Source organism: Chryseobacterium sp. 2VB, from assembly GCF_005503635.1.
GTDB classification, from domain to species: domain Bacteria; phylum Bacteroidota; class Bacteroidia; order Flavobacteriales; family Weeksellaceae; genus Chryseobacterium; species Chryseobacterium cupriresistens.
On sequence record NZ_SCNC01000003.1, the window covers coordinates 102,915 to 119,683 of the forward strand.

15 protein-coding genes are annotated in these 16,769 nt (G+C 36.9%); 11 read left to right on the forward strand and 4 right to left on the reverse strand.

Going from position 1 to position 16,769, the window contains the following annotated elements:
* Window positions 1-3: 3 nt before the first annotated feature.
* From FFS26_RS04520 to FFS26_RS04535, 4 genes are all read left to right on the forward strand, one after another.
* Window positions 4-2,598 (forward strand): TonB-dependent receptor, encoded by a 2,595-nt coding sequence (locus FFS26_RS04520; protein WP_137904407.1) that lies wholly within the window; start codon window positions 4-6, stop codon window positions 2,596-2,598.
* A gap of 86 nt (window positions 2,599-2,684) precedes the next feature.
* A complete protein-coding gene (locus FFS26_RS04525) occupies window positions 2,685-3,116 on the forward strand; it encodes a hypothetical protein (RefSeq protein ID WP_137904408.1) in 432 nt (143 codons plus the stop codon).
* A 67-nt stretch (window positions 3,117-3,183) separates the two neighbouring features.
* Window positions 3,184-4,176, forward strand: coding sequence for an aspartate-semialdehyde dehydrogenase (locus FFS26_RS04530; protein ID WP_110008407.1), 993 nt, complete (start codon window positions 3,184-3,186; stop codon window positions 4,174-4,176).
* Between the two features lie 58 nt (window positions 4,177-4,234).
* A complete protein-coding gene (locus tag FFS26_RS04535) occupies window positions 4,235-5,242 on the forward strand; it encodes a cation diffusion facilitator family transporter (protein ID WP_137904409.1) in 1,008 nt (335 codons plus the stop codon).
* An 8-nt stretch (window positions 5,243-5,250) separates the two neighbouring features.
* Here the strand turns inward: FFS26_RS04535 and FFS26_RS04540 are convergent, their stop codons facing one another.
* Together FFS26_RS04540 and xrtF are read right to left on the reverse strand one after the other, a co-directional pair.
* On the reverse strand, window positions 5,251-5,697 hold the full coding sequence (locus FFS26_RS04540) for an exosortase F system-associated membrane protein (protein ID WP_110008405.1): 447 nt from the start codon (window positions 5,695-5,697) through the stop codon (window positions 5,251-5,253).
* Window positions 5,684-6,214: an exosortase family protein XrtF gene (gene xrtF, locus FFS26_RS04545; protein WP_110008404.1), complete on the reverse strand. Its 531-nt coding sequence runs from the start codon at window positions 6,212-6,214 to the stop codon at window positions 5,684-5,686. The genes FFS26_RS04540 and xrtF overlap by 14 nt, the downstream gene beginning before the upstream one ends.
* 227 nt (window positions 6,215-6,441) lie before the next feature.
* Between xrtF and FFS26_RS04550 the strand changes: the two genes are divergently transcribed.
* The 6 genes from FFS26_RS04550 (at window position 6,442) to FFS26_RS04575 (ending at window position 10,887) form a co-directional block, all read left to right on the forward strand.
* Window positions 6,442-7,461, forward strand: coding sequence for an aminoglycoside phosphotransferase family protein (locus FFS26_RS04550; protein ID WP_137904410.1), 1,020 nt, complete (start codon window positions 6,442-6,444; stop codon window positions 7,459-7,461).
* 107 nt (window positions 7,462-7,568) lie between these two features.
* A complete protein-coding gene (locus FFS26_RS04555) occupies window positions 7,569-7,985 on the forward strand; it encodes an RNase adapter RapZ (RefSeq protein ID WP_110008402.1) in 417 nt (138 codons plus the stop codon).
* Window positions 7,986-8,055: 70 nt separating this feature from the next.
* Window positions 8,056-8,769 carry an NDP-sugar synthase gene (locus FFS26_RS04560; RefSeq protein WP_137904411.1) on the forward strand — a complete coding sequence of 238 codons (714 nt, stop codon included), beginning with the start codon at window positions 8,056-8,058 and terminating at the stop codon, window positions 8,767-8,769.
* Window positions 8,770-8,777: 8 nt separating this feature from the next.
* Complete coding sequence (locus tag FFS26_RS04565; RefSeq protein WP_171006241.1) at window positions 8,778-9,530, forward strand: TIGR00730 family Rossman fold protein; 753 nt, start codon at window positions 8,778-8,780, stop codon at window positions 9,528-9,530.
* Between the two features lie 58 nt (window positions 9,531-9,588).
* Window positions 9,589-10,059, forward strand: coding sequence for a DUF6702 family protein (locus tag FFS26_RS04570; protein WP_227941116.1), 471 nt, complete (start codon window positions 9,589-9,591; stop codon window positions 10,057-10,059).
* A gap of 276 nt (window positions 10,060-10,335) precedes the next feature.
* Entirely contained in the window at window positions 10,336-10,887 is a 552-nt protein-coding gene (locus tag FFS26_RS04575; protein ID WP_137904412.1) for an inclusion body family protein, read from the forward strand.
* A 95-nt stretch (window positions 10,888-10,982) separates the two neighbouring features.
* Here the strand turns inward: FFS26_RS04575 and FFS26_RS04580 are convergent, their stop codons facing one another.
* Both FFS26_RS04580 and FFS26_RS04585 read right to left on the reverse strand, forming a co-directional pair.
* Entirely contained in the window at window positions 10,983-12,407 is a 1,425-nt protein-coding gene (locus FFS26_RS04580) for a DUF5689 domain-containing protein (RefSeq protein ID WP_137904413.1), read from the reverse strand.
* Window positions 12,408-12,433: 26 nt separating this feature from the next.
* Window positions 12,434-15,310, reverse strand: coding sequence for a carboxypeptidase-like regulatory domain-containing protein (locus FFS26_RS04585; protein WP_137904414.1), 2,877 nt, complete (start codon window positions 15,308-15,310; stop codon window positions 12,434-12,436).
* Window positions 15,311-15,557: 247 nt separating this feature from the next.
* On the opposite strand from FFS26_RS04585, the gene FFS26_RS04590 reads away from it, so the two are divergent.
* The gene (locus FFS26_RS04590; protein WP_110008396.1) at window positions 15,558-16,748 is read left to right on the forward strand and encodes an endonuclease; all 1,191 of its coding nucleotides are present in this window, start codon (window positions 15,558-15,560) and stop codon (window positions 16,746-16,748) included.
* The last annotated feature ends 21 nt before the right edge of the window (window positions 16,749-16,769 follow it).

Consider the following 16,769-nt stretch of genomic DNA (forward strand, 5'->3'; position numbering starts at 1 on the left):
ATTATGAAATTAATCAACAAATCGATACTAACTGCAGTAATTACTTTATCTACAGCTAGTGTTTATTACGCTCAACAAGTTCAGGACACAGTACAAAAGTCCAAAGATATTGAGGAGGTAATCTTAAGAGGTGTTACGGATATCGCTAAAGATAGAAAAACACCTGTTGCTGCATCTACAATTAAAGCGGCACAACTTGCAGAAAGATTAGGTAACCAAGAATTACCTGAGATTTTGAACACTACTCCATCTGTTTACGCTACAAAATCCGGAGGTGGTTTTGGTGATGGAGGTCTTACAATCAGAGGTTTCGAATCAAGAAACATCGCTGTAATGGTAAACGGTATGCCAGTTAACGATATGGAGGGTGGTACTGTTTATTTCTCAAACTGGACCGGATTATCTGATGTAACAAGTACATTACAGGTTCAGAGAGGTTTAGGGTCTTCTAAATTAGCTATTGCTTCTGTAGGGGGAACAGTAAACTTCCTTACCCGTTCTGCTGATATGAAAAAAGGAGGGGTAATCAGATTAGGTGTTGGTAACAACGACTATTTAAAAACTTCATTTTCTTACAATACAGGAAAATCTAAAGATGGTGTTTCAGCATCATTCTTAATGAGCAGACAAGCCGGAGGTACTTATATTGAAAATACAGATTATGAATCTTATGCATATTTCTTTGCATTAGGTTATGAAATCAACAAAAAGCATAACTTACAGTTTACCATAACATCTGCTCCTCAGTGGCACGATCAACGAACTTTTGCTCCAACAATTCAAAATTATATCAACTATAATCCTGAATATGATGGAAAAAGTCCTTACAGAAGATATAACTCTGACTTCGGTTACTACACTGATGCTTCAGGAAATAAAGTTGCTTTAGCAAACAGATCTAACTATTACTCTAAACCAGTAATGATGTTAAACTGGGACTGGACAATGAGTGAAAAGTCTAAATTAAGTACTGTTTTATACATGTCTAACGGTAGAGGTGGTGGAACAGGTGATTTAGGTAAAGTAGGAGGAAAAGGAATGACTGATTTCTACGATACGGCTGGTCACTTTAACTACGATGCTATTTTCGCAGCTAACGCAGCTGTTAACTTAAATACTGCGGGTGCTGGAAGTACTTTAATTCGTAGATCAAGTATCAACTCTCACAACTGGTATGGTATCTTAGCAAACTTTCAACATAAAATCAATGACAACTGGAATTTCTCGATAGGAACAGATGACAGATATTATTATGGTTACCATTATCAGGTTATTAGTGATCTTTATGGAGCAGCAGGATATAAAGACAAGGCAAACCAAAATTTTGCTCCAAGAATCGTAAGCAATACTTATGATTATAAAAAACTTAGCTGGAATCCTTTTGGAGGTAAACTAGCTCCATCTGAAGACCAGATTGGATATAGCAATGACGGAGAAGTTCTTTGGTATAGTGGATTTGCACAGGTAGAATATACTAAAGACAATCTATCTGCATTCTTACAAGGTTCCGTATCTAATCAAGGTTACCAGAGAATTGATAACTTTGTAGTAGATGGAAGTACAGTGAAAGGTCAGACTGTAAACACGAAAACAGGATTTAAAAACCTTTTCGGATATAACATTAAAGGGGGAGCTAACTATAACATTAATGAACAACATAACGTTTTTGCTAACCTAGGATATTACAGCAAGCAACCTTTCCTTAACACAGTTTATCCAAGTAACCAACAACTTATTAATCCTTATCTGACTAACGAGAAAATTTCTTCTGCTGAAGTTGGATATGGATTCAGATCTGCAAAATTCACTGCAAATGTTAACGTATACAGAACACAGTGGAAAGACAGATGGTTGAGAAAAACAGGTCAGACCTTCACTTTAGCAGACGGTTCGACTACTACAGGTTACTCTGAAATCAATGGAATTACTGAAGTTCACCAAGGAGTAGAATTTGATGGAGTATACAGACCTAACCGTTTCTTGGAAGTTCAGGGGATGTTCTCTTGGGGAGATTACTATTATAAAGGAAATGCTAGTGTAGCTTCTTTCGATGATAACAACAATCCTGTTACTTTAGCTGGTTCAGCAGGTAACGAGCTATACCTAGATAAAGTAAAAGTAGGAGGTTCAAGCAATAACAGTATCCCTCAGATGACTGCATCATTAGGACTTACTGTAAAACCGGTAAAAGATCTTAATATCTTCGGAACATGGAGATATGTAGGTAAACTTTATTCTACTATTGATGCAGGAACATTTACTAACGTTTCTGCACAGGATAGAGGAGTATTGAAATTACCTGACTTCAACTTATTCGATGTAGGTTTCTCTTACAAAATCAGATTACAAAACGAAGCTCAGTACTTCACAATCGGAGCTAACGTTTACAACCTATTTGATACTGTATATATTTCTGATTCTGCTACAAGTGTATTTGCTGATGATAAACCAAAATATCTGGCTGATGGAAAAACACTTAATTCACAAAATCAGACTTACGAACAACTTGGTATGATGTACAAAGGTCTAGCAACTGGTAACCGTGCTTATTTCGGTTTCGGAACTACCTGGGCAGCAACATTATCATTCAACTTCTAATAATATCAAAATATTAGATTTTCTCAATATCAATCCCGGCTTTGAGCCGGGATTTTTGTTATCTTTGTGTACAAAAAAATAGGATTATGGATTTTTACAACATTTTACTTAATGCCCACAAAGGATTCGGGTATCTTGAAATTCTTTTGGTAACATTATTTGTCATTGCACTTTTGGCTACCATGTTCGGTTTCAGTGGAAAAGTGAACAAATTTTTGAAGAAAACAACGCTTTTCACAATGATTTTCTTCCACGTTCAGTTTTTATTGGGAATCATTATGTTGATCACCACGTTCAGCAAAGGATTAAATATGGGAGAAGTAATGAAAAATTCGGCATTGAGATTCCAGTATGTTGAACATCCATTCTCTATGCTTATTGCGGCAGTTTTGATGACGATTGTCAACAAAAAAGTAAAATCCAATGATACTATTTCTTTAGGAGTAGTAATTATGGGACTGATTGCAGTAGGTTTATTTGCATTTGCATTCCCTTGGACAAGAGTTTTCGGGGCTTAAAAAAGACAAAAAAATTATATGCGTTATAATTTATAAATAGTTTAATCTTAAATTTTTAATTAAATCAATGAAAGTAGCTGTAGTAGGTTCAACAGGAATGGTTGGACAAGTTATGCTTAAAGTTTTGGAGGAGAGAAACTTCCCTGTAACAGAATTAATCCCGGTAGCATCCGAAAGATCTGTAGGCAAGAAGGTGAAGTATAAACAGAAGGAATTTACCATCGTAAGCATGAAGGACGCTATAGCTGCCAAACCGGATATTGCAATCTTCTCTGCAGGTGGATCTACTTCGCTTGAATTCGCTCCTCTGTTTGCAGAAGCAGGAACAACAGTAATTGATAATTCTTCTGCCTGGAGAATGGATCCTGACAAAAAATTAGTCGTTCCTGAAATCAATGCTGATGTTTTAACAAAAGAAGATAAAATCATTGCAAATCCGAATTGTTCTACCATTCAGTTGGTAATGGTCCTTGGGCCATTGAACAAAAAATATGATTTAAAAAGAGTAATCGTTTCTACTTACCAGTCTGTAACAGGAACAGGTAAAGCTGCTGTAGACCAGTTAAACGGTGAAATCAGCGGAGATGAATCTACTGAAAAAGTATATCCTTATCAGATCTTCAAAAATGCATTACCACACTGTGATGTATTTGCTGATGATGATTACACAAAAGAAGAGATCAAACTGATGAAGGAGCCTAAGAAGATTTTAGGAGACGATACCTTTAATTTAACAGCAACTGCGGTAAGAGTTCCGGTTCAGGGAGGACATTCTGAAAGTGTAAACATTGAATTCGAAAATGAATTCGAACTGGATGAAGTAAGAAAAATCTTATCTGAAACTCCTGGTGTCATTGTAATGGATGATGTGAAAAACAACCACTACCCGATGCCGTTATATTCAGAAGGAAAAGACGAAGTTTTCGTTGGAAGAATCAGAAGGGATCTGTCTCAGCCTAAAACGCTCAACCTCTGGATCGTTGCAGACAATCTGAGGAAAGGAGCAGCAACCAACGCTGTACAAATCGCAGAATACCTTGTAGCAAACAACTTAGTATAAACTAACAAAATAAAAAAGAGTCTCAGAATTGAGATTCTTTTTTTTATCAAACACAATTATGAACACCCAGAAAAATGCCCATAAAGAGAAAATAGGATTTCAGAAGCTCATCGCTACGTTCGGAATCATCCTTTTTGTCGGAAAAATTATTGCATGGAAGCTAACCAATTCTGATGCTGTGTTTTCTGATGCTATGGAAAGTATCGTCAATGTCATCAGTGCATTCATGGGGCTCTATTCTCTCCATCTTGCAGCCAAACCTAAAGATGATGACCATCCGTATGGCCATGGAAAAGTAGAATTCGTAACTTCCGGTATTGAAGGAGCTTTGATTGCCATAGCCGGTGTTATGATCATCTATGAAGGTGTTCACAGTCTTATTGTAGGGAAAACGCTAAGCAAAATTGATCTTGGGATCTGGATTATTGCTGCCACAGCAGTTATTAATTATCTGCTGGGATATATCTCTATTAAAAAAGGAGAAAGAGAAAATTCTCTGGTTCTTATTTCATCCGGAAAGCATCTTCAGTCCGATACCATTACAACTCTCGGAGTAGTTGCCAGTTTAATTATTGTTTACTTCACCAAAATCTATTGGCTGGATTCTGTAGTAGCATTAAGTTTTGGACTTTACATCATATTTGTAGGCTATAAAATCGTTCGAAAATCTCTGAGTGGCATTATGGATGAGCAGGATCCTGAAATTCTCAATCAGATCATTAAAATCCTTGAAGAAAACAGACATGTTGAATGGATTGATATACACAATATGAAAATACAGCAATTCGGGTCTTCCCTGCATATTGATGCTCATATTACCCTGCCGTGGTATTATGACCTTCGTGATGCTCATGATGAAATGGAAAAAGTCATTATTCTCCTTGCCAAAAACATTAAGCGTACGATTGAATTCAATTTTCATATGGACGACTGTAAACCGATTTCATGCCCGGTATGCCAGATCAAGAACTGTCCTGTCCGCGAAAAAGATTTCGTCAAACGTGTAGAATGGACTCCGGAAAATGTAACGAGTGTAGATAAACACACAATTATTGAGGAAGAATAAAATTCAGATTAGCTTTTCCTGCTTTCTTTAATGATCATCTGCTTTCTGTAATAAAACATCGGAACAATCAGCAGTATAATTAATGGCTGAATCACGAATCTCCTCATATAAAAGGAAAAAAGATATCCTATTTCAAATTTACTATGAATGCAATACAGATAAATCGGTAATGTAATGACAAAGACGACAATCATCATCACTGCTCCCTGTATTGTCCAGTCTTTATTTCTGAATAAACCGTAAATAATCAGACAGGAAAAAAAAAGATTTAAAATAAATCTGAAAACATGACCAGCAATCAGTCTTCCCCATTCGAAGGCAGGGAATTCAATATGTTTATTGGCTTCGTGAAAGTAGTCTAAAAAAGGGTCATAAAAAAGAGTTCCTTCCAAAGCTCTTACTCCTATCAATCCGCATACGCCAGCGATCACCAGAAACCAGCTAAGAATTTTCATGTTTTAAGGCAAAAAATTTAATCCAGATCAGCCAAAGGACAACTACACTTCCATAAATAATAGCAGGAAAAATAAAATCGTGAAACATCTTTCCATATTCCTTATGGTCGGACATCACGATATTTAACCCTACTATTCTCAAAAGGTTTATCATGTATAATAACACTAGTCCTGCTCCCACAAAAACAAAAGTTTTCATTCCCTTATAAAAGGCAAAAACAAAAGATACAAATAAAATGATAACAGAAACGGCATTGCACCCTTCCACCATTCTCGTCACATAATTCTGTTTAACATAAAACCAAACCTGTTCGTTCTTTACATCGTCATAAAGTTCTGTAGGATAACCTATCGCGTTCTGCAGAGAAGTTACCTGATTGGCAATCATTCTTGAAAAAGAATCCAATCCGGAGTCTTTCCCACTATTCAGATAAAACTGATAGGCAAAAAGCAACACCAGGTAGATAACAATAAAACGCAATAAAATACCTAAAACAGGTTTAAAGTCTTTCAGCATACTGCAAAGATAAAAATTAGCCTGTAATATCCTGAATTTGAATAAAGAAAGTTAAAAACCAAAAGTAAAAAACAACAGATTTGACCTATAAGGCTTAAAATTTTTCTTAAAAACATTGAATAAAATCAAAATTCTACACCACCATTCTCATGCTCTTCCACCTTCTTAATCACTTCTTTACACTATAATTTCCAACTCACGTTAATTTAGTATATTTGTTCCATATTATGACTTCTGAAAACGCAAAACGATTTTTTGAAAACCATGTAGGTAAAAAATCTTCCGAATTCGTCACATTAGCTCAAAGCGGCTCCGCGAGGGTCAATTTTCTGGCCGCTGCCGGTACCGAGAAATACATTATCACGTACAATGAAAACATTCCGGAAAATGAAAGTTTTCTTTACTATTCCCGGGTATTCTCAGATCTGAGCCTTAATACTCCTTCCATCCTTGCTGTTTCAGAGGACAGAAAGATGTATATCCAGGAATTTTTGGGGCAGCAAACCCTTTCTGAGGTGATTGCAAAAGAACATTTGTCTCCCACCGTACGAGCTTTGGTACAACAGACTCTGGAAAAGCTTTACCAACTGCAGATGCAGACGCAAGGTAAAATCGACTTTTCCAGAACCTTTGAATATGAAAATTATGATGAGCTTCCTGTGATTCATGATTTGTATTACTTTAAAAATTTTGTCGCCGATTTTCTGGAGCTTGAATACAACAAGTCGACTCTCCTTAAAGAGTTCAAAAAAATTGCTGTACTTATTGAAAATCTTGAACCTAAAGGAATTATGATCCGCGATTTTCAGGCAAGAAATATCATGGTGAATGAAAGAAATGAGGTCTCTTTCATCGATTACCAATCGGCAATGAAAGGACCATTAATGTATGATGTCATTTCTTTTCTTTTTCAGGCTAAGGCTAATTTCCCGGAAGATTTTAAACTGGAAATGCTGGATTATTATATAGAGCAGTTTGAAAATCCCGAAACAAAGGTTCAGTTAAGAAATGCAGTGATGCCTGTACAAATGATGCGATTTCTGCAAGTTTTGGGAGCCTACGGATTCCGGGGGATGATACAGAGGAAACAGCATTTTATGGCCAGTCTGGAGCAAGGAATTCAGAATATTACTCAATTTGCAGACTCATGGGAAGAAATGAAAAATTACCCCGAACTGCAGAAAGTAATTCAGCAACTGACATCAGAGAAGGCAAAGCAAAAAATTGAAGAAATAATAAATAAGTAAGTCTTCGGCTCCGCTCAGACTGACAGATCTAAATATCTGAGCAAATACGAAGCAATTTTAAGATAACTAAATAAGCCTCAATGGTTTAAAAATTTAAAAGAAAGAATATGCTACACATCGAGATACACAGTTTTTCATACAAAAAAGGAGGAATCCCTAAAGACAATTCAGGCAATGGCGGAGGGTTCGCTTTTGACTGCCGTGGAATTTTAAATCCGGGAAGAGTTGAAGAATATAAAATCCAGACCGGAAATGACATAGGAGTTCAGGAATATCTGGAAACAAAAACGGAAATGCCAAAGTTTTTAGAACTGGTAAAATCTCTCGTTTCCATCAATATTGATAATTATTTGGAAAGAGGCTTTGAACATCTGCAGATTAATTTCGGATGTACAGGCGGACAGCACAGATCAGTATATTGTGCTATAAAAATTGCAGAATTTATCAAAGAAAAATATCCTGAAGGTACTGAGGTCACCCTTCAACACGATGAACAACCGCAACTGAACATTAGTAATCAGTAAAGAGTAATAAGCAATTTTCTTATTACGATTATCTACTACTCATTATTCATCACTCATTACTTATACTATTATGAAAGCTTTAATTTTCGCAGCAGGGAAAGGCACCAGATTGAAACCTTTTACAGATTACCATCCGAAAGCATTGGCAAAAGTGAATGAAGTTCCGCTTCTCGAAAGAAATATTAATTACCTTAAAAGCTTCGGAATAAAGGATTTTGTTATCAACATTCATCATTTCGGAGAACAAATTGTTGATTTCCTGAATAAAAACAATAATTTCGGGTGCAGGATTGAAATCTCTGATGAGACCAGCGAACTGCTGGAAACAGGTGGCGGCTTGATATTTGCAAGAAAATTTCTTGATCACGGAGAAGATTTTTTAATCATGAACGCTGATATTCTAACTGACCTGAATATCAATGCACTGGTAGAATACCACAAAAAGATAAAAGATTTTGCTACTTTAGCGGTTTCGGACAGAGAAAGTTCGAGAAAACTCCTTTTCAATGATGATATGGTTTTGAGAGGCTGGCTGAATGTGCAAACCGGAGAACAAAGACTGGCTGAATTCAATAAAGGTTTTAAAGCCCTTGCTTTCAGCGGAATTCATTGTATCAACCCTGTCATCTTTGAAAAAATAAAAAGAACAGGCAAATTCTCTGTTATGGAAGAATATCTGGATCTGATGCAGACCGAGCACATACATGGTTTTGTACATGACAGTATTCTTATTGACGTCGGAAGACCGTCATCCGTATTAGAGGCCGAAAAACATTTTAAATAAATTTTGCAATGGAAATTGATGGAACCAGGGATGAAAGCTTAATAAATCCAGAACTTGATATTAACGAAACAAAACTGCACAACAGTTTCAGACAGAAAACCTGGGATGAAACAATCACCAAAGACAGCTGGATGGTCTTCAAGGTCATGGCTGAATTTGTAGACGGCTATGAAAAACTGGCTAAAATCGGTCCGTGTGTTTCTATATTTGGTTCTGCCCGACTAAAGCCGGAGAACAAATATTATGAAATGGCTGTAGATATTGCTGAAAAGATTACCAAGCTAGGTTTCGGAATCATTACCGGAGGCGGCCCGGGGATCATGGAAGCGGGGAATAAAGGAGCTTTTAATGCCAAAGGAAAATCTATAGGACTTAATATTGATCTGCCTTTTGAACAGCATTTCAACCCTTATATCAATAAATCTTATTCCATGAATTTTGATTACTTTTTCGTGAGAAAAGTAATGTTTGTAAAATACTCTCAGGGATTCGTAGTAATGCCTGGAGGATTCGGAACGCTGGATGAACTCACGGAAGCGATGACACTGATTCAGACCAATAAAATTGGAAAATTTCCAATCGTTTTAGTGGGAAGCGAATTCTGGGGAGGATTACTGGATTGGTTTAAGGCAACTCTGTTAAAAGAAGGAATGATTGCCGAAGATGATCTTGAACTTTATCGTGTGGTAGATACTGCTGATGAGGCTGTAGCACATATTAAAGCATTTTATGACAAGTATTCTGTGAATGTAAATTTTTAATTGGCATATTATTTGTGACTTATAACGAACAACTATGATTGTAAATCTATTAATTAAGATGAAAAAACTTTTATATATATCAGGAATTTTAACATTTTTTGTGTTAATGAGTTTTATGTATGTAGACTTTTTCTCTTCAATGACCAAAGTGGACTATATTGATGGAAGCAAGACATTGAAGTTTACCACAAAAATGAATACAAGCCATATCTCTGACGCTATTAAAATCAACCCTAATACGGCAGGATTTGAAGCAGAGGTAAAAAAATATGTGAACAATAATTTTGATGTATTTGTCAATGGCTCTCCTAAAACGATTACCTTCACAGGAAGTCAGGTCAGCGGAGAAACTGTATGGGTATATTTTGAAACCGGAGGTGTTTCGGATATCAATACCTTAAAGATTAAAAATACGATCCTTTTAAGCGCTTTTCCTAAGCAGATCAACATTGTCAACATTGCCTATAAAGGCAGCCAGAAAACAATGAATTTTCAGAGAGGAAAAGAAGTGAACGAGGTTTCTTTTTAAACGAAAATTAGATTTAACCATTATAAAATGGGTACCCTGGAAAGTCAAATTTTTCAGGGTATTTTTTTGGGCTGACAAAAAATCACTACAAAGAGATTAATTAAGTACAAATACCTAATCAAAAATTTCAGCATTTCCACTCTACTATTTTCATTTTCAGCAATGTACATTTGTATTGTAATTACAACCAGGAAAGTGAAGCCGGATTCACTTAAATAACGGGGCGGAATCTGAAAAGCCAGACGAGTAAGAAACACCAGACAAAAACTAAATATCATGGAAGATGCAGACTTAAAATCATCCAGTCAGGAAATTGATGTCCTGATCGTTATTGACACAGATTATGTAAGATCTACTTATCCAAATCCAAGTAAGGATCCTAATAATCCTACAGGAATTGATCATAACAGCCAGCATATGATCGTTTCAAATGCCAACGCTATTTCCGGACAGGGCACAGCTGATCTGAACTTCAGTGCAAGAGCCGGAGATATAGTTTCTTTCAGAGGAACATCAATCTATCAAAACTCTGATGATGCTGTCATCATCTATAATATTAAATACTGGTCCGGTGATCAGGTTTTTAACAGCTTTATGTACAATTCTGTTGAAAGAAGACAGGCTGCGGTACCTAATCTGAACTCTCAAAACGGTCTTCCTGCTGCCAGCGCTGATATTACTTTTGCGAGTATCGACTCTAAAGTAAAAGCTACAGGAACAGAGAATTTCTATGTACAGTTTGGACTTTATATTCTAGATCCGAATGACAGTAACAAACAGATTCTGTACGGTTACTTTTACTGGGATCCAACAATTACGGTTAAATAAACACAAGTAAAATCTCGTATAAATAAAAATCGGGCAGCTTTCAAGCTGCCCGATTTTTATAAAGTGTGTATTAGAATATATTTTATCCTAATGTATTACTCAATTTTGATATTATCAATCTGAAGATCATACACACCGTCTTTTCCTGTTTTAAGGGCAAACATTGGTTTTCCAGCAGTAGTATTAAGATCGGTAAGACCTGTAAGCGTAAGCTCAATCAGTCTCCATTGTCCGTTCGTATTGATAGATCCGTTATATGAATTCGTGCTTTCCGGGCTTAAAGTAGCACCTGTAGAAAATGTTGCTAAATTGAATGTATAGAAAGCAGAGGTATTAGGAGCTAATGGTGTTGCTCTATATACGTTGAAAGAAAGTGATTTTCCTGATGCAGTCCCTTTAATATACATTGTAATTCTCTTTGGAGCTGCTGGTATTCCTGACGCAGCATTTGCTGTAAATACATAATCATTATTGGCAGGTGTACCTTTAATCTGAAGGGAGTTTGTATCATTATATCCCAAACCAATACCCTGAGAGGCATAAGAGATAAGCCCAAAGCTATTTAAACTTGACAGGAAAGATGGCCAGTTCTCAAAATCAGAGCTCGGGAAAAGATTGACAGCATTAGCAGATGGAAGTTCCGGCTGACCTGGAGTAAATCTGGCATTCGGGAAATTAATATCATTAAGATCTCTTATATAAGCTTGATCTGTAAAAACCGTTGTGTTATTTGAGCTTGTAAAACGGCTCAGAAGAAGAACGATATCACCACTTTTTTCATATTTAGGAGAGATAGGAGATTTCGCAAACGTTGAATAGTTGCTGAAACGAAGATCTAATCTACCTGCTTTTTTATCCGTAATATAACGATCACCTGTTGCAGATTCGTCAGCAAAATTTTTGGTCAGTTCAGGCTCTTCAAACTGAACATTTTTAATTTTTACAAGCTGATTGATATGAGCACCGTTTTTCAAAGCATCAGAGATAGAGTTAAACTCTAATGGCTTCATTGCAGCTACTACAGGCTTTTGTCCGTCACAAACTCTTGCCATGTAATTGGATAGTTTATTAGGGTTGATTCTTCCAATAGGATAGTTAGGGTCATAAGAACCTACTTTAATGTTTCCATTAACTCCCTGAACGATCAATCCTTTCAGGTTGATTCTTACTAAAGCTCCAATAGGATAATCAAGATACTGATTTCCCCCATCGATATCAATTTCAATCCCTTGTGTCGGGTTTTCAGGTTTATCCTGAAGGAACATCATTTTGTAAAGATTTGAAGACTCATCACTTGAAGAGACATAAGCTTCTACGATGAAATCTTCCTTAATGATATCGGCTTCACCTGGTTTTGCCTTTGCAATAGTTACAATTTCTGATAACTGGTGATTAGCTGCAGCAAATTTGTTGGTACATTTGATTTCCGGTACCTCATAATCATCAGTTTTTACACAAGACGAGAATGCCAGCATTGAAATAGCACTAAAGATCGCCGCTTTAAAATATATATTTTTCATTGTTTTCGATTTTTAATTTTAGTTTTTTAGAATCTGAATTGAAGATTAACAAAATAAGATCTACCCTGATTATACCAATACTTTGGAGCGAATACCATATTTCCGCTGTCGTAATCATTTGCATAATCAATATAGTTAACGTTTCTGGTCTGTTCAAATCCTCCTGTAATATAATTTCTGTTATTAAGGATATTATTGACAGATGCAGACACCAGCACATAATACTTACCGATCATCCACGATTTCCCTGCATTGACATTGAAGAAGAATGCCGAAGGAAGCTTTGTAGGCGTAAGAACTCTTGCAAGTTCCTCATCAGTTACCTGATCATAAGGAACTCCCGGTGTGTTAGGATTGGTATAGAATCTTGCGGTTCTGGTTACCGGAGACGGATCAAGGAATGAATGCCCGAAATAGTTCCATGTTGCTCCTACCCACCAGTATTGAGGACTGCTGTAACGAAGACCTAAAGTATATGCCTCCTGAGGAGTTCCGCCCTGTCTGTAATTTTTAAGCGTTGCTTCCCCCATATTGGTATAAGACCTTGATACGATATTTCCGTTCCCGTCGAGCTCTCTGAACGTTCCAACAGCATCAGATGCAAAATAAACGGTAGGATTATTAGTATAAGTGTATTGTCCTAAGCTTAATAAACCACTTGCCGTTAAAGTAGGTGTCACTTTTACCTGTGCTCCCAGTTCAATCCCCATATTTCTCTTATTGGCTCCTGCCAGTACCTGCGTAATGAAAGCACCATCCTGAACCGGAGCCTGATCACCACTTTCAGTAAGGTTTGTCAGTTTAACTCCCTGTGCGAAATATCGTTGTACACTTGTTTCGTTTTGGGTGTTAACAAGATAACCGGTCAGTCTAAGTTTAACAATCGGAGTAGAGATTACATAGCTCAGGTCGTTGGCATCAACAACAACATTTTCGATACCAGGAGTGGTAACACCACTTACTCTTGTATTAAAGTAAATATCATTCAGGAAAGGAGACTGCGAGAAGTAAGCTCCGTTATAAACCAGGAAGTTTCTTCCATTGATTTTATAGGTAACCTGACCTTTAACGCCTGCATTCCAGAAATTCTGATCTGCACCTTTACCATAAGAAGACTCATACAGATAGTGTTGGAACAATCCTTCTCTGCTGTTTGTCGTATAACCGAATAATCCCGAGATGAAAACATCAAATTTTCCTGTGGAGAATTTGAAAGCGGGGTTTATTTTGAATTCCTGTCTTCTGAAAATATAGCTGTACCCGATTTTATCACCCTCTCTTTTGGCAACATCAGTATCGCTTTCTCTTGTATTGAATTTTCCCCAAACACTTCCAGCATTCGTATTGGATGCAAACGGGTCCATATTCAGGGCAAAATCAGCACCCAAAAGATCATTTACTTCTCTATACTGTTCAGATCTGTAATTCTGATAAGATAAATTTAAAATAAAACGGGAAGTATCGGTGAAGTTATAAGTATAGTGGGTAGACACATTCCATACTTTATCGTCTTTCACATCATCTACAAGATAATAAGCTGCTCTTCTTCCGCCCAATAATGCATTGTATTCTACATTTCGGTTGGCATTATAAAGATTATCCCAGTTGATCTGTGTGTGTGACTGGTCATCATTGATCCACCAGTCTCTTGTGATTCCGATGTTGGCAGCCTGCTCAGGAGACGGATTTGTATAGTTTAACCAATAACTTGGTAGATTACGGTAATACGTTGGAGACGGGTTATTGGCTCTGTACCAGTCCAGTCTTGAACTGTATTCTTTCCCAAACTGGTAAGAAACAGACGTCCATAACTGAGAGTTTTTATTAATTTTCCAGAAATCCTGCAATTGAATCATCGGCTGGAAACCTCTTTTCACTCTTTCATTTCTTTTATCTCCGTTTTGCCATCCCCAATACGAGTTGTAATGAACACCTCTGAAATCATATACTTCCTGAGTACTTGGACTTGAAGAACTTCTTGCATATTTGGAACCAATGGCATTTAAAGTCATGCTATGACTATCACTGAATTTTTTTTCAATACCAAGATATCCACTGTATGCATCATAAGCAGTACCATCCTGGATCCCTTCCTGTGCCCATCTTCTGGCGATCATTCCGGTAAATGCCCATCCGTTCTTGTTCATTCCGGAAGAGAATCTGTAAGATAACCTGTTCCTGTAATTTCTGTTGGTCAGAGAGTACGTTAACTGACTTCCTTTTCTGTACTCGCTGGCTTTTGTATTCTTATAAAATACTCCGGTAGTTCCTCCGAAAGCATATTCTGAAGGGGCATGATTAGCTGCAATTTCCGGGTAACGGGTAATTTCGTTCAATCCTCCCCAGGTACTGAAGTCTACATCTCCATTATCTGCAGCCGCCATAGAAACTCCATTGATCATATTTTCACCTGTTCTGCTGTCAATTCCTCTTGGACGGAACCAGTAGGGACCTAAATCAAAACTTGCCATCCTGTTGAAAACATCCTGAGATGACTGTAATAACCCTACGGTTGCAGTCTGCTGTGCACCACCGCTATCGCTTTCCCCAGAATCTTCTATGATAGCCAACCCCTGATCTGCACCATTTAATGCAGAATAAAGGGTAATTACTCCAAGATCTTTTCTTTTCTCATCACTGGTTACGTCAAATTCAAAAATTTTAGTTTCAAAATTGGGTTTTGTAACCATAATCTGATAATGTCCGGGCATCAAATCCGTAAATTGGAAATATCCGATTTTGTCTGCCTTTGCATCATTCCCTGCTCCTTTTAAATCTACACTTGCCTGCTCAACGGGCTTGCCTTCCGCATCCTTAAGATACGCAAACACTGTTGTCTGCGCATAATAATAGGACGCAGGCAGCAAGGTAAATAAAGAGATCAATGATAATTTTTTAATCATGAGTATATTTATTTTTTTAATACTTTTATTGTTAATTTTCAACAGTTTAAAAGTTGGGGGCACAAATTTAAACAAATTTTGCAATCCAGAACTTTTTTAACGTATTTTTTTCTTAACATTGCAATCTTTTAAGAATCATTATAAAAGAGAGATTCGAATTACTGCTTTTAAATTTACAAATATTTAAAACGCAGTGAGTTAAAAAAAAGTAAATTTGTAATTAATAGAATAATAAAACTCCAAAGAGATGAAGAGATTTTCGAGTCTGTTTGCCCTGTTTATTTCGATCGTGGCATTCTCCCAACAACAAGGAAAACTGAGAAAAGTAGCAACAGTAGGTTTCTTAAATGTAGAAAACCTTTGGGATACTATTCGTTCAGCAGATTATATAGACGGAACCAAAGACATTAAGAATCCGGCATTCCACAGAAGCATTCCTATGGATTCTATTAAATTTCTTGAAGCTGAAAAATATGACGGGCCGTGGAGTGACGGGGCTTTAATTGGTAAAAAAGTAGTCAGAGAACAAGGCGGTTCTGAAGAATTTACCCCAAAAAGCCCAAAGAATTACGGAAGTAAAATTTATAAGGCAAAACTGGCTAACGAAGCCAAGGTAATTTCTGAAATGGGAGCTCAGTATACCAAAACAGCTCCTGCAGTAGTAGGCTTGATTGAAGTTGAAAACAGACAGGTTATCCAGGATCTTGTGAACGAACCTGCCCTAAAGAAATATGATTACGGAATTATACACTACAATTCTTATGATTACAGAGGAATCGACGTCGCACTGATCTATCAGAAAAGAAGATTCACGCCTACCAATTCATTAAAAAAAGAACTGGTTATTTACGGTGACAACGGAAGAAGAGAATATACAAGAGATATCCTTGTGGTAACAGGATTTTTAGATAATGAGAAAGTAGCATTTTTCATGAACCACTGGCCTTCAAGAAGAGGTGGTGAAGCCATTTCTCTACCTAAAAGAAATGCAGCTGCGGCGTTATTAAAACAACAAATGGACAGTGTAAGAGCTGCAGATCCAACGACGAAGCTTTTCGCAATGGGTGACTTTAATGATGACCCTGTAAGCCCAAGTTTAAAAAACCACCTGAAAGCTCAGGCAAATCCAAAAGACCTGAGCGAGGAAACACCTTATCTTAATCTGATGTATCCTTTATATAAGAAAGGAGTTGCTTCTCTGGCTTATCAGGACGCTCCTAACCTTTTTGACCAGATTATTGTTTCTAAAAATGTAATTTCAGATCAGGTGACTAAAGAATATTCTGTGTATAAAACAGAAATCTTTGCCCCGGCTTATCTCGTTAATAAAGAAGGAAATTATAAAGGATATCCTTTCAGATCCTGGAATGGAGACCAGTTCACAGGAGGCTACAGTGATCACTTCCCGGCATTTGTAGTTCTTCAGAAAGAACCATAAAAAATTTAGGCACTCTTATTG